We start from the raw sequence: 19,261 nt of genomic DNA on the forward strand, positions 1-19,261 counted from the left end.
TCAGCGAAACAGGCCGCGCCGCGCAAACAGCGGCGCGTCGCTATTGTCGAACATCGGCTCGATGCCTTCGTGAATGGTGGCGACGTCGCGAACGCCGCGGATCGAACCCATGATCAGCGGCACGCGCTGGTGCGGCGTTCGTGCCGAGAGTTCGAGGATGCGGCGGCGGCCGGTGGTCGCGGAACCTCCCGCCCACTCCATCACCAGCGCCATCGGATGCGCTTCGTACAAAAGACGTAAGCGCCCTTCGCGGTATCCGGGGCGCGCATCGGCGGGATAAAGGAACACGCCGCCGCGGACCAGAATGCGAAGCGACTCCGCGACCAGCGAGCCGATCCAGCGCATGTTGAAATCGGCACCGCCGTCGCCGCTGGTGCCGGCGAGGCATTCGTCGATATAGGTCCGCACCGGTCCGTGCCAGTGCCGCCGATTTGACGCGTTGATGGCGAACTCCGGCGTATTGGGCGCAATCCTGACGCCTTGGGCGATCAGCAGGAATTCACGCACGCGGCGGTCGAGAATGAAGATATCGACGCGCTTGTCATGCGCCAGCACCAGCGTGGTCTGGGGACCGTAGACCACGAAGCCGGCGGCGCATTGCGCCGTGCCGGGCTCGAAGAAGGTGGAAACCACATCGTTGCCGCGCGGACGGATCGAGAAGATGGTGCCGACCGAGATGTTGTTCTCGAGATTGGCGGAGCCATCGAGCGGATCGATCGCAACACACAGCGGCGCGGCGGCATCGAGGATTTCGGGCAATTCCGCCTCTTCGGACAGAATGGCGGCGACGGGGGTTGCGCCAAGCGCGCGGCGCATCATCCGGTCGGCAGCAAGATCGATATCCTTTTGCGCATCGCCGTCGGAGTTCACACCGCTGAGCCGGCCGGTGATGCCGGCCAAAGGACCATCGGCAATGAGGTCGGCAAGGTCGATCGAGGCTGTGGCGATGCCCTCGATCACGGCAGCGATCGCGGCACCGTCAGGCGTCTCCGCCCCCGGGCGATCGAGATGCGAACGCAATGTCACGCGTTCATCCATGGCCGTTCCCCTGTCAGCGCCCTCTGCGGGGCCATTTCAATGCGGCGTGCCGTCCGGCCGTCCGCCCACCAACAACAACCCAGTTTGCCAAATTAGTGAAATTTTCTTATCTTTGGCCGTTGCAAAGTTTTCCTTATAGAGGTGCCGACGATGGCGAGCCGGTTTATGCGGGAATTGACCCTTCGCCAGTTGCGCGCGCTGGCCGCCGTTCACCGCGATCGCTCGGTGACGGCCGCAGCCAGGAAACTGAATCTGACGCAGCCCGCGGTGACGCTGCAGATTCGCAATCTGCAGGCGCTGGCGGGACTGCCGCTGATTCAGCGCACCAGTGACGGCATGCTGCTGACCGACGCCGGGCGCGAGGTGCTCGCCCTCACCGAGCGCATCGAAGCCGCGATCGCGGATTGCGAAACCTCGCTGGAAATGATGGCGGGCAAGACCGCGGGCAAGATCTCGATCGGCGCCGTCAGCACCTCGAAATATTTCGTGCCGTTCATGATCTCAGGCTTTTCGAAGCTCTATCCGAAGGTCGACGTCTCGCTCTTCATCGGCAACCGCCAGGAGATCGGCAACGCGCTGCGCGGTTACGATCTCGACTTCGCGATCATGGGCCGCCCGCCCGCCGACATCGAGATGGATGTCCGACTGATCGGCGACCATCCCCATGTCATCATCGCACCGACCAGCCACCGGCTGGCGCGAAAATCCCGCCTCGCTTTGAGCGATCTCGCCGATGAGACGTTTCTGCTGCGCGAACCCGGCTCGGGCACCCGCGGCCTGATGGAACAACTGTTCGAGACCGCGCGCGTCCGTCCGAACCTCGGCATGGCGATGAGCAGTAACGAAACCATCAAGCAGGCGGTGATCGCCGGCCTCGGCATTGCTTTCATCTCCGCGCACACGGTGGCGACCGAACTCGACGAACGCCGGCTGGTGACGCTGGACGTGGCCGGCCTTCCGGTGGTCAGGCAATGGTTCGTGCTGTCGCGCAAGGACAAGGTCCTGCTGCCGCCGGCGCGTGCAATGCTGGAGTTTTTGGCCGCGCGCGGTTCGCAGTTCCTGCCGAGGACCCATGGCCGGGTGCGGATCACCCGGACCTCGGTGCGGGGCCGGCGAGGGTGAGAGCGGTCCTCTTGTTCGTCGCGACAAGCGCCTGAGATCCGGCGGCCGGAGCATCTCGCCCGACTCACAATCGGCCTGCGGATTGCAGGGCTACCGGAGTGGCCTCGCTTTCTTGCCGACAAGCTGAACGCCTCGGCGCCAAACGGTCCGGATCAGGCGCTGCGCCTTGCCGGTGTCCCTAATCGCTTTGCGCACCGCGTTGATGTGGCTGGTCAGTGTCGACTCGGAGACGATCCGTCCGCCCCACACGGAGTGCAGGAGATCGTCCCTCGTCACCACCTGCTCCCGGTTCTGGACGAGATAAAGCAGGAAATCGAACACCTTCGGCCCGATCGCGATCGGTTCAGGGCCTCGTTGAGCTCTCGCCGGCCGGCGTCGAGGGAATAATTCTCGAATTAAAAAGCCACTCCGCTTGGACAAGAAGCCAAGGAAGATTCAACCACAATTCAGCATGGCTGCAAGGCTTTCCGGGCCGAATTGCCGCACCGTGGCGGCGCTCTCAGGAGCAACGCTACCGGGCTCGACCATTCCAGATCATCACCACTGATGGGGAGCTTGCTCCTCATCGCGATGCATCGCCCCAACGCGAGGAGAAATCCATGAGTAAGCCGATGTTGCGCGATCCTTCGCGGGAAGATCCGCCGGCCACGTCGGAGAGGCACCAGAGCAACGTGCCGATTGACGATGGGCGTCCTGCCGATGTGGAGATGGCCCGTGTGCTCAGGACCGAACCATTTCGCATGGCTTTGGACCCCTCCGGCGCCGGGATCGCCCACTGGAAACACGACCCATTGCACGAAGTCGTCGAGCCCATGACCCACCATGTCATCATGGCTTACAACGGCTCGGTGCAGCGCATGGAGCGGCGGTCAGGACGATCGGTTGCGATCGGAACGTTTCGTCCCGGGGTTGTGATCATCATTCCGGAAGGATCGAGCTCTCGATGGGATATTCCGAAACCTGTTGATGTCATTCAGCTCTATCTTCCTCACGCAACCCTCAAGCGCGTTGCCGAAGAAGCCGGTCCCGCCACGCCGACCGATCTCCTGGAACGAACGGCGCATCCCGACCCCGTTACATCCCGATTACTGCTGAGCGCGGCGGATGTCCTGGAGGGCAATGAGGCCCTGGATGGGCTGTTCAGGCAGCAACTGACGGACCTCCTGGCCACGCGTCTCCTGGCTGCGCACATCGGCTCGCCAACCCCGATCCCGTCGGTCAGGGGCGGGTTGGCGCCACAGACGCTGCTTCGTGCGATCGAGCGCTTGGGTTCGGACAGCGATGCGGACGTCTCGCTCGCGGCTCTCGCTTCGGAGGCCGGCCTGTCGCGGTTTCACTTCTGCCGGGCTTTCAAGGAAAGTACAGGGCTTTCACCGCATGCCTGGCTGCGCCAGTACCGGCTTGAGCAGGCCATGAACATGCTGCGCGACACCGATACGCCGGTCGTGTCGGTCGCAGCGGCACTTGGCTATGCCTCCCAAACCGCGTTCGCGGCAGCGTTCAGAAAGCTGACCGGCGAAACCCCGAGCGAATGGCGCCGACGTGCGCGCTAGCAGCAATCTCTCTGCAATCGCATCAATTGCTCTGGGGCGGCCACAACTCGCATCCGGTAGATCACGACCATGTCCACACAAACAACGGACGGAGTTAGACGATGACCTGGAAGAATTTTATCGCGCTGCCTGCAATCGCACCGAGGCGGCGGCTGATTGCGACCGCACTCGTGCACGGACTTTCACTGACCGTTCGCTTCACTTCAGCCGTGGGTGAAGAACCGGAAGTTCCGGTACAGGCTCTCCTGAACGATCGCGCCCAAATCATCAGCATGAGCTCGTCCTCCCGGCCCGTTCCCGCCTATCTCCGTTGGCCACGGGCTTCCGGAGGCTGCCGCGCGGCATGTGAAAGCTCGATGACGATGTTGCCGGCGTCGAACTGCGCCATTCATCGATAGCGCGCGGCGATTTCATTTCACCTCATTGCGTCGTCGTCGATCGCAAGAAGCCGACACGTCGAAGCCGGGTGCGGATCACCAGACCCTCGCCGCGCGGCAAGCGCGGCCGATAGCCGGCGGCGGCGCCCTGCGCGGAGCACGGCCCAACGTGCGAGAACCAGCCGCAATGCCCGTCACCTGGTCGGGATCAGGGCGGGCTCGCTTCTGCTCGGCTTGCCAAATCGTGATGATCTGTAACAGTTTTTGCCTTCTTTTGGGCACCAAGGAGGGGAAAGTTCCCGGGTACGGCCTTTGGAAGGATGCCAATTTTCCCATAATGGCTGGCGGTCGCCGCAGGGGGGGCTGCATGATGGATCAATCACGCGAAGTCGCGCAGGATGCGGACCTCCGCAACCTCGTCCGCATCGTTTCAGCCTGCACCTTGGGACTCTGGGCATTTGCAGCGGGTCTGCTGATTGGGACCTTTTTGTTTTCGTAATGCCCCCTGGCCAAGCCGCAGGCGCCATGGACGATGCCCTCCCGGGCAGCTTGTCGACGACGCCGTGCGACATGCCGTGACCGGGGCCGCAGTAGTCCATCGGCAGAAAGGCCGTTCGTCGTGCGGAGGGTATTTGGGCGTTCGCGCCGCGAACCCGCTTTCAGCGCTTCCGCGCCGCCTCACCCCGCGCAGGCTTCGCGCAGGTTTGCGTTTCAAACACCATTTCGTCCACCAGCCGCCAATACGCTTCCACGACCTTCGTGTCCCCCGCAGATAGTCCGCTCGTAGCCTGCATTTCAGGCCCGAACCCCGAGAGCGTGGCGGTCAGGCTGACCATCATATAGTGAAAAAGAATGGGATCGGCCGCGGGAAGTAGCCCCTGCTTCTGAGCTGCGACGATCTGCGGAATCAATCGTTCCAGAAGCGGCGCCAGCACCGTTTCCGCAACCCACTTCAGTCGCGGATTGTTCGAAAGCGATTCCTGACGCATGAACCGGTGAAACTCAGGGAATGCGACGGTGTAGCGAAAGAGCGTGGCGTATTCCTCCCGCAATCGGGCCAGCGGTGGCAGATCGGAGTTTTCCGGCGCCGTGCTATCCCACCCTGCCCTGATCTGCGCGAACGCATGCTCGGCCGCGGCCCGCCAGAGGACATCCTTGCTGCGATAGTGGTATGTGATCAGCGGATGTTGCAGGCCGAGACGATCTGCAATCGCGCGAATGCTTGCCCCTTTGAATCCGCGCTCGGCGAATTCAGCAATCGCAGCGTCCAGGATCGAGGCTCGTGTGTCGAGCGCGCGCTGTTGTTCGGCCCTCTTGCGCGGGCGCTCTCGCAGGACGGTTTTCTTCGCCATTTGGCCTTCGATTAACATGGTTCCCATCCGAACGCCACGCAAAGTGTTGATTGGTTCTGCAACCCGCGGCCTCCGTGCCGGTTTCGCTCAGGCACATGCGCCGCCCTTCGTCGCGCCGACGAATTCCTCGATCATCGCCTCGCGCATCGCAAATTTCTGGACCTTGCCGGTCACAGTGGACGGGAGGCTCTCCACGAAGCGGATGTGGCGGGGTATCTTGTAGTGCGAGATGCGATCCTGGCAAAACTTGCGGACACCGTCGTCATCGAGGGTGGCACCGGCCTTTGCGACGATCCACGCACAGAGTTCTTCGCCGTATTTCGTGTCGGGAACGCCGAACACCTGGACGTCCTGGATGTCCGGATGCTGATACAGATATTCTTCGACTTCACGCGGATAGATGTTCTCGCCGCCGCGGATGACCATGTCCTTGATCCTTCCGACGATACGGCAATATCCATTGTTGTCGATCGTCGCCAGGTCACCCGTATGCATCCAGCCGGCCGGATCGATGGCGTCCTTTGTCCGTGCCTCATCGTTCCAATAGCCAAGCATGACCGAATAGCCTCTTGTGCAAAGCTCCCCGGCTTCGCCACGCGGGACGATCTGACCGTCTCGATTGACGATCTTGACTTCAAGGTGGGGCTGTATCCGTCCGACCGTCGAAACGCGCAGTTCGAGCGGATCGTCACGGCTGCTTTGAAAGCTCACGGGACTGGTTTCGGTCATCCCATAGGCGATGGTGATTTCGCTCATGTGCATTGCCGAAGCGACTTCCTTCATGACCTCGATGGGGCACGGAGCTCCCGCCATGATGCCCCGCCGAAGCGAGCTCAAATCGAAGCGCGAGAATTCAGGGTGATTCAGTTGGGCAATGAACATCGTGGGGACGCCGTACAGAACGTCGCAACGTTCTGCCTCAACCGCCTGCAGCGTCCTCAGCGGATCAAAGGCCTCGGACGGATAGACCATCGTTGCTGCATGGGTCACACATCCGAGGTTTCCCATCACCATGCCAAAACAATGATACAGCGGCACCGGAATACACACGCGGGAACCTGGCTCGATCCCGGTCGCTTCTCCGACAAAGAAGGCATTGTTGATCAGATTATGATGCGAAAGCGTGGCGCCTTTCGGCAATCCCGTGGTGCCGCTCGTGAACTGGATATTGACGGCATCATCCATCTGGACCGCCGCCGATACCGAGTCGAGCCGCTCGTTACCGACCTGCTTGCCTCTCTCCAATATCCAGTCAAACGCGAAACAGCCGTCGTGCTTGCCCGCGATTGAAATAACGTACCGCAGCTCCGGCAGCCGCGAACTGTTCAGCTCGCTGTTTCCGTTGCTCAACTCCGGGACCAGCTCGCGAATCATTGCGATATAATCGCTGGTCTTGAACCGCGTGGCGGTTATCAGTGCGCGACAGCCCACTGTCCGCAGCGCATGCTCCAGTTCGCTCAGGCGGTATGCAGGGTTGACGTTGACCAGGATCAGGCCCGCTTTCGCCGTCGCAAACTGTGCGACGGTCCATTCGGCGCAGTTTGGAGCCCAAATGCCGACCCGGTCCCCCGGCTCCAGTCCGAGAGCCAGAAGCCCCGATGCGAATGCGTCTGCGCGCGCCTTGAGTTCCGAATAGGTCCAGCGGATGCTCTGGTGCGCAACAACCAGCGCCTCCCGAGACCCGTCGATCGCAGTCACCTCGTCCAGAAGCGCGCCGATCGTTTTCCCGATCAAGGGCGCCCCGCTGTTGCCATGCACATAACTTTCGCGCTGCACGACCACCTCCAATGGACTCTGCTGCTGATGTTCGGCCGGCATGTGCTGCATGCCGTCGATCCCTATTTCCCCTCGAACACCAGCGTTGGCGGCTCGATGTCCTTGTCGAAGGCCTCCGCCGTGCTCGCAAAGCCGCGCTGCGCATCTGCACCGGCGTAGAGCTCCATCGCCACGTCGAGCATGATGAGGTCGGCCGCAGCCACCCCTCCGCTCGACCACGCCTTGAGCAGTGTTCGTGTCGCGGCATACGACCGGGTTGGCCCGGTCGCCAGCTGCCGCGTCAGTTCAGCCGCGGTCGTCGCAAGTTCGTGTTCCGCCACCACGTGGGTCGCGATACCGAGCGTTCCTGCCTCGCGACCCGATATCGGCTCGCCGAGCATCGCAAATCGCGATGCGCGGGCCCGGCCGGCGCGCTCCGCGATCCGCTGCAGGGCGCCGGCGACCGGAAGCATCGCTGTCGTGACTTCAACGCAGCGGAAGATCGCGTTCTCCGCCGCGACGAGAAAATCGCACGCCAGCGCAAGCTCAAAACCGCCGCCGAAGGCGATACCATTCACGACGGCGACCGTCGGGATCTTCAACATTTCGATCGCGCGATAGGAGACGTTCACGTCGGCGACGAACGTTCTGAACCAGTTGACATCCTTCCCCGGCCACTCCCGCACCTCGCCGCCGAAGCTGAAGTGCGGCCCCTCCGAACGAATGACCAGTACACGTATGTCGCTTTCGCTGGCCTGGTGCACGGCGGTTCGCAAGGTTTCCGCGAAGCGCGAGTCGACCCGGTTGAAGGGGGGATCGGTCAGCACAATATTTCCGATCGCGCCGTCTCGTTCAAATCGAACCGTCGTCATTGTAACTCTCCTCTTTGGTGACGCGATCAGGCCGGACGCCGGCTGTTGGGTTCGGGGATGATTGGCAGCAGCAGATGCGACGGCCGCTCCGCGTCCCGGTAGATCCGGTGGGTAACGGTCTTGCTGCTGCAGACATGGTACGGAATGTACTCGACGTTGGTCATGGCTCCCGTGCCGGTCGGGACATCCATCGACGTGATGTCGAGGCAAATGCGGTGCCCGGCCTTGAATTGATTTGCCGTCGCGAGGATCTGTATCCGGTACTCGACCACTTCTCCCGGCGTCACCGGAGCGATCGCATCCTGTGTGAGCTTGTGGAACGGTTCCCACGGCTTCGAACGCTTCTCATCGAGCGCCCGATAGGATGCCTTCAGCCAACCGCGCGTCAGCTCGCGTTCCGGCAGCGTCGACGGCACATCGCGCTCACCCTCGCGTGCGGTCCGAACCGAGACGTCGGGCCCAACGTCCTTGAGCACGATGATCCAGTTGGTGTCTTCCTGATCGATTGCCGCGTACAGCGTCAATGTGATCGGGCCGGCGACGGTGACGTCATGCGGCAACGGATCCGTCATGTAGCGCAGCCGCTCGACCTTCGTCGTCCGCGTCACCGGCATCTGGGTGAAGACATCAGGCTCACGCGCCGCGGCGCCGAGCTCCGAGGCAGGTCGCGGCGGATCGGCCGACAGGGTCTCCCAATGCGAAAGATAGTATTTCGTCCATTGGGTCTCCGGCAGCGGCCAATCCGTCCCGGTTCGCCACTCGTTGGCTCCCATCAGCCAGTAACGCACCGGCGGCTCGTTCATGATGCCGGTGTCCTGCCCCTTCAGCCAATGGTCATACCAGCGGATGATCTCGTCGTGGTGTTGATGGAACGGCCGCTCCAGATGAGCCGGCCCGGTGAACAGCAGCTTCTTTGGCGCCTCGACATTTGCGAAATAGTGCTGCGCACCGAGCCAATGAAGCTTGTAGGTGTACGCGTAGGCGCCCGAGCCCGTGTAGAACGGTATCTTGATTTTCTTGAAGACCTCTTCTGAACGCTCGACCGTTCCGTCCATCTCCCAGGGATGCGTCATCATGAGATACATGATGAACGTGCGCTGTCCCTTCTGGGTAAGGATGTTGTAGAGGTTGATGTACTGCTTGTAGTCCGGGTTCTGCATCGCCCGGCGCCAGAGCTCTTCTTCTGCCGCGGGAAGCTCCGCGGGCCGGTCACGCGACTCGTGAACCGTGCTGAAGACGTCGAGCAAATAGGGAAAGGTGTGCAGGACGCCGCCGGGATTGAAGTCGCGGAATCCGAACATGCCGCCATAGGCGCTGCAGGCGTCATAGGGAAAGATGGCTTTCAACGCCGGATGTCCCTGCGCCGCGGCGCGCCACTGCTCGCCCGCATAGCCGGAGATGCCGACCATTCCGACCTTGCCATTGGACCAGGGCTGCTGGGTGATCCATTCGATCAGATCGTAGTGGTCGGAGTCCTCGTGGCCGTAGTGGCCTTCCGACTTGGCCGAGCCTCGCGGCTGCGCGATCACATGAACATAGCCGTTGGCGATGAAGCGCCGGGTGTCGCCCGCCTCGATCGGGCCGAACCAGAGAGGCGCGTGAGCCGGCTGCGGCGGCAAAATATCGGCGATGTCGGGACCCTGGATGTCCTTGTTGTGTAGCGCCGACGCGTACAGCACGGGGTATTTGCCCGGCGCATCTGGGCGGTAGACGTCGACGGCCAGCCGCGTGCCGTCCCGCATGACGACGTAAATGTCCCGTTCCTCGATCATCGCTCGTCTCCGCCCGTGTTCGCGGCGCTGGCCGCCGGCATTTTGCGATAGCGGCTTGTCATAACGGCATCGCACGACCGGACTCATACAACTTTACTTTACGATCGTAAAGTATAATATTGATCACGGTCGCGTGCAGTCGCACCGGATCGAATTCTCACCCCCTGCAAAGGAGAGCTGAATATGGAAGTCACGAGGTTTCTGCCCCTGCTTGGTCGCCTGCTCATCGGCCTGCCGTTTCTCATGAGCGGCCTCGGCAAGCTAACCGCCTATGCCGCAACGACGGCCTATATCGGCAGTGTCGGCTTGCCGTTTGCCCCGCTTGGCTGGGCGATTGCCGTTGCCTTCGAGATCGGGGGTGGTCTGTTGCTGGTGCTCGGTTTTGGTGCGCGAGCGGTTGCGTTCGGCATGGCCGTGTTCACGTTGGCAACGGCGATCTTCTTTCACCGGAATTTCGCGGATCAGAATCAGATGATCCATTTTCTCAAGAACCTCATGATCATCGGCGGGCTGTTGCAGATCGCGCATTTTGGCGCCGGACGCTTCAGCCTCGACGCGCGCGATCCGAAAAATGTCGCGGGCGCGACGACGTGAGGGACTGAATCCAGGCAGCGATGACCCACCCGTGGGTTTTCGACGGCTGCAGCGATGCGATCTGGATCGCGAGGCAGGACAGTGGCGAGCTTTTATGCTCGTCACCAAGAGCGGTCGAAGCTGCGGCGCTCTGGCGATCGCTTCGATGGCCCGTTCGCGTCAGACGAAGGCACTCAATCCCGTAATCGACTTGCCGACGATCAGCGTGTTCATCTCCCTCGTGCCCTCATAGGAGTAGATCGCCTCGGCATCGGCCACGAAGCGCCCGATGTGATTCTCGAGCAGGATGCCGTTGCCGCCGAGTAATTCGCGCGCATAACCGACGGTTTCCCGGCATTTGACCGTGCAGAACGCCTTCGCGAGCGAGGCATGCTCGTCGCGCATGACATCTTCGTCCTGAAGCTGGGCGAGACGCAGCATCATCGCCTGGGTCGAGGTGACGTTGCCGAGCATGCGCACCAGCAGATCCTGGACCAGTTGAAATCCGCCGATCGGCCTGCCGAACTGCTTCCGCTCCGTGGCATAGCGAAGCGCATGCTCATAGGCTCCCATCTGGCAACCTACGGCGAACCACGCCACGCCGGTGCGGGTCATTCTCAGGACCTTGGCGGTATCCTTGAAGGTGTTGGCGTTCTGCAAGCGGTCGGCTTCGGGAACACGGCAGTCGCTCAGCGTGATCAACCCGTTCTGCACGACCCGCAATGCCATCTTGGTCTTGATCTTCTCGACCGAGAAGCCGGGATTGTCCTTTCCGACGACAAACCCCTTGACCTGGTTCGAGCCTTCCTCGCGTGCCCAGATCACGTTGATGTCGGCGAATGTGGCATTGCCGATCCATTTCTTCTGGCCGTTGAGGGTCCAGCTGTCGCCTTCGCGGCGGCATGTCGTCATCATCCCGCCTGACGTGGCCGACCCCACCAGCGGCTCGGTCAAGCCGAACGATCCGATCTTGTCGAAACGCATCATCGGCGGCAGCCAGCGCTGCTTCTGCTGTTCGTCCCCGCACAGATAGATCGACCCGGCCGAAAGGCCGGTGTGCACGCCCCAGAACGTCGCGACCGATGCATCGACCCGCGCCAGTTCCATCGAGACAAGGCCGTTCAGCAGCCAGCTACCGCCGGCGGCGCCGTATCCCTGATAGCCCACCCCGCCGATACCGACTTCCGCCATCTTCGGGATAATCTCGAAGGGAAATGCATCCCGGCTCCAATAATCCTCGATCACCGGCGCGACGACGCCTTCCGTGAACGCGCGAACGCTTTTGAGCAGCGCCCGCTCGCTGTCGTTCATGACGGCGGCGATCCGGTAGAAATCACCGTCGATGGGAGGCGGCGCGTAGTCGGTTTTCCCGATTGATTTTGCCTGCTCGGTCGTCATCGGTTCCTCCCTTCTCGCTGGGCCAATCGCGGCGTCCTCCGATTGTGGAAATGAGACTTCCGACCCTGCCCGCCAATCGTGAGAGCGCAGATGATGGATCGACGCGCCTGCTTGCGTCGGCCAGAAATGCCTCGATCAAAGCGGCGGTTTCCGCCGGCCGCGTCACGATGAACAGGTGCCCGTCGTCGATCATCCGCAGTTCGGCGTTCGGGATCAGGCCCGCCAGAATGTGGCCATTGACCGGAGGGACCAGCGGATCGTCGCGGCCCATCAGCACGAGCGTCGGCTGCGGCAACGACCACAGCCACGGCAGGCTGGTCCAGCCGCTCATCGCAAGAAGCTGATACAGGTAGCCCAGGTTGCGCGCGCCACGCATCGCGGCCGCGTGCCGGCCGATCAGGAATGGGTCGTCGCGAAAGGCTCCCCCATAGATGTCAGCCGCTACCCTGTTCATGTAGCGCTTGTCGGTGTAGCGGCGCGGCGTCGCCATTTTCCACAATACCGAGGGGTTTGCCGGCACCATCGTGAAACCGGGCGCGGTCGCGGCAAGCACCAGCCGCCGGCACAGCTTTGGATATTGATGCGCGAACTGCTGCGCGATTCCACCGCCCCAGGACACGCCGGCGACGTCGATCTCCGTGTAGCCGAGCTCTGCAACGAGAGCGGCGGCAAGCAGCGCCAGCGTCGATGGGCGATACGGCAAAAGCGGCCTGGGTGAACCGCCGACACCGGGCACGTCAAAGATGATGGCGGTCGTGCTCGTGAGTGCTTCCAGGAACGGCTTCGCCAATTCCCAGTTGGCGCCGATCCCGTTGAACAGCAACAGCGGCGGTCCGCTGCCGCTGCCGTGTCTGATGGCAACCTGGAGCAATTGCCCCCCGACGGTGATCTGCCGCACCTCGATCTCCGGCGCCGCGACTCCGTTCCTTCCGTTGAGGTCGTCAGTCAAAGACGTAAGTCCCCGGCGCTGCAGCAAGGACGGGATGGCGCTCGCACCCCAGCGACGCGGCTGCCGCAACCTCTTCACCCGATCGGGCGTGCAGCCAATTGCGCCAGTCGAGCCACCAGCTTCCCTTGCGCTTCTCAGCCGAGGCCAGGAATGCGTCCGGACCGGATGTATGGACCGTCCCGATCATGAAGGAGGCCTTCGGATTGGTCGGCGGGTTGATGAGGCTCTGGAGGTGACCGCTGTTCGAGAGCACGAAAGTCGTCCCCTCGCCCATGATCTGCGCGGTCTTGTGCACGCCCTTCCAGGGCGTGATGTGGTCGGTCATGCCGGCAACTACGTAACTGTCGACCCTGGTTCGGCTCATGTCGATCGTCTTGCTGTTCAACGAGAGCTTTCCGGCGTTGACAAACGGGTTGGTGAAATAGAGATCCAGATAATCGCCATGCAGACCGGCTGGAAGTCGGGTTGTGTCGGCATTCCAGTACAGAATATCGAAGGCCGGCGGCTGGTTGCCGAGCAGGTAGTTGTTGACCCAGTAATTCCAGATCAGGTCGTTCGGCCTCATCCATGCGAACATTCGTGCCAGTTCGTGGCCGTCGACCATTCCGCGCAGCCGCGAGGCTTCCTTGGCCGCGTGCATCGTCTCCGGCGTCATCAGGCAGCCGAACGCGCTCTCGTCGGCGGTGTTCGGATCGAGCAGGCAGACCGCGAGCACCATATTCCTGATCTTCTGTTGCGCGGCACTTCCAAGCGTCGCGAAATAGGCCGTCGAGGTGATGCCGCCGGAACAGGATCCCATCATCGTGATGTCGTCGCTGCCGGTGACCTCCCGCGCAACGTCGACAGCTTCATCAAGCGCCGCGACATAGGTATCGAGCCCCCATTCGCGATGCGCCGTTGTGGGATTGCGCCAGCTGACGCAGAATACCTGAATGCCGCTGTCGAGCAGAAAGCGCACCATGCTTTTGTCGGGCGACAGATCCAGTGCGTAATATTTGTTGATCTGCGGTGGGGTGATGACCAGCGGCCGCTTCCAGACCTTCGGCGTCGTCGGCGAATACTGTATCAGCTCCAGCAATTCGTTACGGAACACCACCCCGCCCGGCGTCGTCGCCAGGGTTTCCCCGACCTTGAAGGCGCTCTGGTCCACCATCGACGGCATGCCGCCGTTTTTGGTGAGATCATCGAGGTAGTTCTTCAGCCCGGACCACAGGCTTCGGCCGCCGGTATCGACGAATTTGCGCACCGCCGCCGGGTTGGTCAGCATCGCATTGGTGGGCGCGACCGCGTCGATCAGGATTTCCGTGACCAGATGTGCCCGAGCCTTGTCGATGTCGCTCAGGGTCGTCTTGTCGACGAAGCCGCTGACCGCATCGCCCCAGGCAAGGTAGGCCTTGAGCATCCCGCCGTGCAGTGCACTCTCTTTCCAGGTGGCATCGGAAAATCGTTTGTCACCCGCCTGCGGCGCACGCTCGGACTTGCCGGCGGCGATCGAGCCGAGTTCGCCGAGCAAAGAGAGCCATTGCTCGGCGGCGACCTTTGGCTCGTTGACGATAGCCTTGAACAGGACGCCGGCGCTGTCGACGAGATCCTGCCCGCGGATGCCGACAAGGGGATTGAGCGCCAGCGTATTTCGGGATGCATCTTCGAAGGCCCCCTCCGCTGCGGGAGCTTGCTCGCGATCGTCCGTGCTCATTGCCGGTGTGCTCCCGCTGCTGGGATCAGAAGCGCCAACGTTTCGGCGATCAGGGCAGGCTTCTCCGACCCCTCCACTTCCAGCGTGTTCTGGGTCCTCATGATCATCTGTCCACCGTCTCTCGGCTCGATCCCGGCAAGCGAGACCCGCAGCCTCACGCGCGCACCAGCCGACACCGGCGCCAGGAAGCGGACCTTGTCGATCCCGTAGTTCAGCCCGGCCGCGGCGTCCCTCGGGATGACGCCGATCTCCATCGCCAGCGAGGCCACCATCGCGAGCGTCAGATAACCGTGAGCGATGGGAGCACGGAAAGGGCTTTCCCGCTTCGCCCTTTCGACATCGACGTGAATCCATTGCCGATCGCCGGTACAGGACGCAAACGCGTCGATACGCGCCTGGTCGATCGTAACCCAACTGGAAACACCGAGTTCATGTCCAACTTTCTGGCCCAAACCGGCAAGGGTGAGGCTGCTCATGCTTTCCTCCTCAATCATTCGCGGCTGCATTCGGACAGCTACCCGTACCGTTCGCGCAGCTCCTTCTTGTTGATCTTGCCGACGGTGGTCTTTGGAATGCTGTCGACGAACAGGATCTTTTCCGGAATTCCGTATTTCGAGATGATGCCTTTGTCGGCAAACACCTTGAGATGGTTCTTGATCACCGCGTCGCTGATGCCATTCGCACCGGACACCCGCTTGACCACGAGCGCGAGCGGCCGCTCCCCCCATTTGTCGTCCTTGACGCCGATGACGGCGGCCTCGGCGACGCCGGCGCATTGCGAGATCAGGTCCTCGATCTGCAGCGACGAGACCCACTCGCCGCCGGTCTTGATCACATCCTTGATACGGTCGGTGATGTGCACCGAGCCGTTGGCGTCGACCACGGCGATATCGCTGGTGTGCAGGTAGCCCCCGGCCCAGAGTTCTTCCGAGCCCTCGGGATTGTTAAAGTAACCCTGGGTGAGCCACGGCGCCCGCAGCACGATCTCGCCGGCCGATTTGCCATCATGCGGCACGTTATTCATGTCGGCGTCGACGATGCGCAGATCCACCAGCGGCCCGGCGATACCGGCCCTGGCGCGGAACTCGACCTCTCCGTCCGGATCGCCGGTCAGGTCCTTCGATCGGATATGGGACACAGCGGCAAGCGGCCCGGTCTCCGACATCCCGTAGCCTGCGAAGATGTCGATGCCTGCCGCAAGCGCCCGCTTGGCCAGCGCCTTCGGCAAGGCCGAACCGCCGATCACCATCTTGAGGCCCGCCAGATCGACGCTCGCCTTGGCGGCGGCGTCGAGCAGCATCTGCAGGATGGTCGGCACGCCATGGGTGAAGGTAACGCCTTCGCTCTTGATCAGCTTGACCAGCATCGCCGGCTCGTAGCGCCCGGGATAGACCTGCTTGACCCCGGCGAGTGTCGCCGACCAGGGGAAGCCCCAGGCATGGACGTGAAACATCGGCGTAATCGGCATGTAGACGTCGTCACGCGAGAAGCGGCCCTGCGTGCCCGCCATACCGAACAGGGCCAAGCCGCAGATCGAGTGCAACACCAGTTGCCGGTGGCTGTAATAGACCCCCTTGGGCACCCCAGTCGTGCCGGTCGTGTAGAACGTGGTCGCCTGGGTGTTCTCGTCGAAATCGGGAAAGTCGTAGTCGGGCGCAGCCGCAGCGAGCAGGCTTTCATACTCGCCGATGAACGATAGACCGCCGGTCTGCGGCGCTGACCGGTCCGACATCACGATCAGCCGTTTGACCTTCGGCAATTGGGCCTTCATCCCCTCGAGCAATTCGACGAACTCGTCATTGACGAGAAGCGTCGAAGCGCCGGCATGGTCGATTGTGTAGGCGATCTGTTCGGGTGACAGACGGACATTCACCGTCTGCAACACGGCGCCCATCATCGGAATTGCGAAGAACGCCTCGAGGAACCGGTGACTATCCCAGTCGAGGACGCCGACCGTGTCTCCCGGCACGACGCCCGCCTTGCTCAGAGCCGAGGCGAGACGGCCGATCCGCTCCTTGATCTCCAGATAGGTGAAGCGCTTCAGATCGCGGTAGACGACCTCCTGATCCGGCGCCTGCACGCGCGGCGTGTGCCACAGCTGCTTGAAAATCAACGGATACTGATAAGCCGATTTGGTGGTCTGAATCAGCCTTCCCACCATGGCAGCCTCCCTTGTCTTCCTCCGACCGGTTCGGCGTCCGCCATTCTGAGCGAGCGGATCGCCTCGTCTCCGGTCCAGCTTCCTGCCGACCGTACCGCACGGTACCAACCCGACCCTCGCGCGCGGCATGGTGCTTGTGAAGGTCTGAAACGGACGACAAGCGGGTCCTAGCCGGACAAGTTGCCGGTCATCAGGGGTGAGGTCTTGAATAAAACTGCTGCATTTTGCGGCCCGAAAGATGCCGGAGCCTCAGCTGCTCGAGCCTGTGGGCGATCGGAAAAACTGTTATTCTGTCCCGACGACAAATCACCGAAACCTCGAACCCTGCGGGATTCAAAGGAAGGTTCAGTTGCGCTATTCCAGGCAGCCCGGCAACTCTTCCGCTTTGCGCTCCCATTCGAACAACGCAGCGGATGGGCCGATCGTTGGATTGAGTGAGCGTGTTTACGAATCGACCAAACTTGCCGCCCTGTTCGACGTACTCGTCGACCAGGGCTGCCCCGCCGGTGAAATACTTGGAAACGTCAACCTGACCGCGGACGAGGTGCATTCTCCGAAGTCGAGGATTTCACTCGCGGAATTGATGGCGGCCTGCAAGAACGCCATTCGGCTCTCCAGCGACCCGCATCTGCCATACCGCATCGGCACATCGATCCACATCTCCGCCTACGGCATGTACGGGTTCGCCATTCTTTGCTGCCCCGACTTTCGCAAAGCCACGGCTTTTGCGGAGTTGTATCACGCCCTCGCCGCGCCGCTGGCAACCATCGAATTCACCGAAGAAAAGGAATTCGCAAGCTGGGTCATCGAGCCCAATGCCCGCGCCGCAGCCGATCCGAAAATCTACCGCTTCCTCACCGAGATGCAGATCGGCATTCACATATCGCTGATGCGGGATGTCATGGGCGCCGCGTTCACGCCGGATCGGATCAGTCTGGCCTATCCGAAATCCCATGACTTTGGCCTGCCGGTGGACCAGATCGGATGTCCGGTAAGCTTCGCGAGCAGGACCAACCAGATCCTGTTTCGGTCGGCATGGCTGGACCAGGCTGCAAATCTCGGCAACAAGACGACGTACCCGGCAGTCGTGGCTCTCTGCGACGACCTGCTCAACGATCTGACATCGCGAATTGGAATAGCCGGAGAAATTCGTGCCCATCTGCTTCGGAATATCACCACCCCTCCGACCCTCGCCGCCATAGCGAAGCTGCTTGAAGTGAGCGATCGCTCGCTGCGACGCCAGCTTCGGGAGCAAGGCATTTCTTTCCGTGGCCTGCTGGATGAGCTTCGTATGCAAATCGCGCTGAAATACCTGCGCACGACACGGCTCGCAAACGAGGACATCGCACTGGCACTCGGATTCAGCGACGCTGCAAATTTCCGCCGCGCATTTCGCCGCTGGACCAACAAGTCACCGAGCGAGATCAGAACGAAATAGCTTCGATGGCTCCAGGGACCAGGCTGTCGCCGCCGGCTGCCTCTCAGCCTGCCGCTGCGACGACCGGCTTGATCTTTGGCGCCTTGTCGGCATTCTTCGACCAGGACCGGTAGTATGCCAGCGCGGTCATCATCAAGATGCCGACAATGCTGACGACGATCTGCATCCAGACAGCGCCGGAAACCTCGACCAGCACGAAATGTGCGGCAAAGGACAGGAATATGCCGGCGCAAAACACTTCGAGCGACTGCTGACCGCATTTGACGGCGGGCCGAAAGATCCGCCATTCCAGTCCCGGCCAATCGCGTGGCAGCAGACGAACGACAAAGAACGCGAACACGACAAAGTGCAGCAAGCGATAAGGCGCGAGGTTGGTTTTGTCGTTCGGATTGAAGGCGCCGTAGATCTCCGGCGGGATCAATGACCGCAGTTCGTCAAACCGGGCTGCCATTGTCATTATCAGGGCGAACAGAAGATAGGCGATGCCAAGCACCAGCGCGGTACGCGATCGAATGAACGGCATCGCCTGTGCCGATCCACCGAGCGCAAACCAGGCCCCGAACGTGAACAACAATTGCCATGCGAACGGATTGAAATACCAGTCGCCAACTGGAAAAGCCGGCAGGTTCCAGCCAAAGTGCCGGGCCATCACATAGAGCAGCGCCGAAGCGGCCAGGGGCATGTTGGGTCGGCGCAGCATCAGCCACAGGATCGGCGGGAAAACGCCCATCAGCACGATGTAAAGCGGCAGCACGTCCATGTTCACCGGCTTGAAGCGGAGTATCAGCCCCTCGAACAGGAACTGCGCCGGATTGGCCAGGAAGCCCCGGATGTTGAATTGATCGGTGAAACCCGGGTTGCCATACCTCTGCGCGAGATATCCGATCTCGGCGAGGTAGAGCACGAAAAGGAAGACGTGAGCGACGTAAATCTGCCAGACACGCTTCAACAGCCGCGACGCGCCGATGATAAACCCGCGTTCGAGCATCATCCGCGCAAAGACAAAAGCGACGGTGTAGCCGGAAATGAAGATGAAGAGATCCGCCGCATCGCTGAAGCCGTAGTTCCGCGTTGTCACCCAGTTCACGATGTTGTTGGGGATATGGTCCAGGAAGATTCCCCAATTTGCCACACCCCGAAACAGATCAAGCCGGAGATCTCGGCCCTTTGTCGGGAGCGTAGCGAGAATTTTCATCGTTGGTGCA

The 19,261-nt window shown here is 61.7% G+C and carries 16 protein-coding genes and 1 pseudogene; 5 read left to right on the forward strand and 12 right to left on the reverse strand.

What is annotated here, in order from left to right:
• Complete coding sequence (locus tag BLS26_RS03565; RefSeq protein ID WP_092508492.1) at positions 1–1,038, reverse strand: class 1 fructose-bisphosphatase; 1,038 nt, start codon at positions 1,036–1,038, stop codon at positions 1–3.
• A 150-nt stretch (positions 1,039–1,188) separates the two neighbouring features.
• On the opposite strand from BLS26_RS03565, the gene BLS26_RS03570 reads away from it, so the two are divergent.
• Positions 1,189–2,160, forward strand: coding sequence for a LysR substrate-binding domain-containing protein (locus BLS26_RS03570; protein ID WP_092508494.1), 972 nt, complete (start codon positions 1,189–1,191; stop codon positions 2,158–2,160).
• A 111-nt stretch (positions 2,161–2,271) separates the two neighbouring features.
• Here BLS26_RS03570 and BLS26_RS03575 read toward each other — a convergent pair.
• Positions 2,272–2,555: pseudogene (locus BLS26_RS03575) on the reverse strand (transcriptional regulator); the annotation flags it as partial.
• A 204-nt stretch (positions 2,556–2,759) separates the two neighbouring features.
• On the opposite strand from BLS26_RS03575, the gene BLS26_RS03580 reads away from it, so the two are divergent.
• Positions 2,760–3,713 (forward strand): AraC family transcriptional regulator, encoded by a 954-nt coding sequence (locus BLS26_RS03580; RefSeq protein ID WP_092508496.1) that lies wholly within the window; start codon positions 2,760–2,762, stop codon positions 3,711–3,713.
• A 101-nt stretch (positions 3,714–3,814) separates the two neighbouring features.
• Positions 3,815–4,111, forward strand: a complete 297-nt coding sequence (locus tag BLS26_RS03585) for a hypothetical protein (RefSeq protein WP_092508498.1) — start codon at positions 3,815–3,817, stop codon at positions 4,109–4,111.
• Positions 4,112–4,749: 638 nt separating this feature from the next.
• On the opposite strand, the gene BLS26_RS03595 is transcribed toward BLS26_RS03585, so the two are convergent.
• The 4 genes from BLS26_RS03595 to BLS26_RS03610 form a co-directional block, all read right to left on the reverse strand.
• A complete protein-coding gene (locus BLS26_RS03595) occupies positions 4,750–5,460 on the reverse strand; it encodes a TetR/AcrR family transcriptional regulator (protein ID WP_157676277.1) in 711 nt (236 codons plus the stop codon).
• Between the two features lie 69 nt (positions 5,461–5,529).
• A complete protein-coding gene (locus BLS26_RS03600) occupies positions 5,530–7,260 on the reverse strand; it encodes an AMP-binding protein (protein WP_092517574.1) in 1,731 nt (576 codons plus the stop codon).
• Positions 7,261–7,280: 20 nt separating this feature from the next.
• A complete protein-coding gene (locus tag BLS26_RS03605) occupies positions 7,281–8,069 on the reverse strand; it encodes an enoyl-CoA hydratase/isomerase family protein (RefSeq protein ID WP_092508504.1) in 789 nt (262 codons plus the stop codon).
• Between the two features lie 26 nt (positions 8,070–8,095).
• Positions 8,096–9,841, reverse strand: a complete 1,746-nt coding sequence (locus BLS26_RS03610; protein ID WP_157676278.1) for a CocE/NonD family hydrolase — start codon at positions 9,839–9,841, stop codon at positions 8,096–8,098.
• Positions 9,842–10,024: 183 nt separating this feature from the next.
• Here BLS26_RS03610 and BLS26_RS03615 point away from each other — a divergent pair, with 183 nt between their 5' ends.
• Positions 10,025–10,435 (forward strand): DoxX family protein, encoded by a 411-nt coding sequence (locus BLS26_RS03615; RefSeq protein ID WP_092508508.1) that lies wholly within the window; start codon positions 10,025–10,027, stop codon positions 10,433–10,435.
• Between the two features lie 159 nt (positions 10,436–10,594).
• Here BLS26_RS03615 and BLS26_RS03620 read toward each other — a convergent pair whose 3' ends face one another.
• Genes BLS26_RS03620 through BLS26_RS03640 form a run of 5 tightly spaced genes read right to left on the reverse strand, consistent with a single transcriptional unit; the run spans position 10,595 to position 16,618 of the window.
• Positions 10,595–11,812, reverse strand: coding sequence for an acyl-CoA dehydrogenase family protein (locus tag BLS26_RS03620; protein WP_092508510.1), 1,218 nt, complete (start codon positions 11,810–11,812; stop codon positions 10,595–10,597).
• Positions 11,748–12,710: a poly(3-hydroxyalkanoate) depolymerase gene (gene phaZ / locus BLS26_RS03625; RefSeq protein ID WP_197681309.1), complete on the reverse strand. Its 963-nt coding sequence runs from the start codon at positions 12,708–12,710 to the stop codon at positions 11,748–11,750. The genes BLS26_RS03620 and phaZ overlap by 65 nt, the downstream gene beginning before the upstream one ends.
• Positions 12,711–12,753: 43 nt before the next feature.
• Positions 12,754–14,457, reverse strand: a complete 1,704-nt coding sequence (locus BLS26_RS03630) for an alpha/beta fold hydrolase (protein ID WP_092508513.1) — start codon at positions 14,455–14,457, stop codon at positions 12,754–12,756.
• The gene (locus BLS26_RS03635; protein WP_092517576.1) at positions 14,454–14,933 is read right to left on the reverse strand and encodes a MaoC family dehydratase; all 480 of its coding nucleotides are present in this window, start codon (positions 14,931–14,933) and stop codon (positions 14,454–14,456) included. The genes BLS26_RS03630 and BLS26_RS03635 overlap by 4 nt, the downstream gene beginning before the upstream one ends.
• Before the next feature lie 38 nt (positions 14,934–14,971).
• Entirely contained in the window at positions 14,972–16,618 is a 1,647-nt protein-coding gene (locus tag BLS26_RS03640) for a fatty acid--CoA ligase (RefSeq protein WP_092508514.1), read from the reverse strand.
• A gap of 238 nt (positions 16,619–16,856) precedes the next feature.
• On the opposite strand from BLS26_RS03640, the gene BLS26_RS03645 reads away from it, so the two are divergent.
• Positions 16,857–18,056 carry an AraC family transcriptional regulator gene (locus BLS26_RS03645; protein ID WP_092508516.1) on the forward strand — a complete coding sequence of 400 codons (1,200 nt, stop codon included), beginning with the start codon at positions 16,857–16,859 and terminating at the stop codon, positions 18,054–18,056.
• 43 nt (positions 18,057–18,099) lie between these two features.
• On the opposite strand, the gene BLS26_RS03650 is transcribed toward BLS26_RS03645, so the two are convergent.
• Positions 18,100–19,251, reverse strand: a complete 1,152-nt coding sequence (locus BLS26_RS03650) for an OpgC domain-containing protein (RefSeq protein WP_092508518.1) — start codon at positions 19,249–19,251, stop codon at positions 18,100–18,102.
• Positions 19,252–19,261 lie beyond the last annotated feature (10 nt).

The organism is Afipia sp. GAS231 (assembly GCF_900103365.1).
Taxonomy (GTDB): Bacteria; Pseudomonadota; Alphaproteobacteria; order Rhizobiales; family Xanthobacteraceae; genus Bradyrhizobium.

Coding starts and splice junctions, on each gene's coding strand:
- BLS26_RS03565 (WP_092508492.1), bottom strand. CDS start 1,038: ATGGATGAACGCGTGACATTGCGTTCGCATCTCGATCGCCCGGGGGCG.
- BLS26_RS03570 (WP_092508494.1), top strand. CDS start 1,189: ATGGCGAGCCGGTTTATGCGGGAATTGACCCTTCGCCAGTTGCGCGCG.
- BLS26_RS03580 (WP_092508496.1), top strand. CDS start 2,760: ATGAGTAAGCCGATGTTGCGCGATCCTTCGCGGGAAGATCCGCCGGCC.
- BLS26_RS03585 (WP_092508498.1), top strand. CDS start 3,815: ATGACCTGGAAGAATTTTATCGCGCTGCCTGCAATCGCACCGAGGCGG.
- BLS26_RS03595 (WP_157676277.1), bottom strand. CDS start 5,460: ATGTTAATCGAAGGCCAAATGGCGAAGAAAACCGTCCTGCGAGAGCGC.
- BLS26_RS03600 (WP_092517574.1), bottom strand. CDS start 7,260: ATGCCGGCCGAACATCAGCAGCAGAGTCCATTGGAGGTGGTCGTGCAG.
- BLS26_RS03605 (WP_092508504.1), bottom strand. CDS start 8,069: ATGACGACGGTTCGATTTGAACGAGACGGCGCGATCGGAAATATTGTG.
- BLS26_RS03610 (WP_157676278.1), bottom strand. CDS start 9,841: ATGATCGAGGAACGGGACATTTACGTCGTCATGCGGGACGGCACGCGG.
- BLS26_RS03615 (WP_092508508.1), top strand. CDS start 10,025: ATGGAAGTCACGAGGTTTCTGCCCCTGCTTGGTCGCCTGCTCATCGGC.
- BLS26_RS03620 (WP_092508510.1), bottom strand. CDS start 11,812: ATGACGACCGAGCAGGCAAAATCAATCGGGAAAACCGACTACGCGCCG.
- BLS26_RS03630 (WP_092508513.1), bottom strand. CDS start 14,457: ATGAGCACGGACGATCGCGAGCAAGCTCCCGCAGCGGAGGGGGCCTTC.
- BLS26_RS03635 (WP_092517576.1), bottom strand. CDS start 14,933: ATGAGCAGCCTCACCCTTGCCGGTTTGGGCCAGAAAGTTGGACATGAA.
- BLS26_RS03640 (WP_092508514.1), bottom strand. CDS start 16,618: ATGGTGGGAAGGCTGATTCAGACCACCAAATCGGCTTATCAGTATCCG.
- BLS26_RS03645 (WP_092508516.1), top strand. CDS start 16,857: ATGCCGGAGCCTCAGCTGCTCGAGCCTGTGGGCGATCGGAAAAACTGT.
- BLS26_RS03650 (WP_092508518.1), bottom strand. CDS start 19,251: ATGAAAATTCTCGCTACGCTCCCGACAAAGGGCCGAGATCTCCGGCTT.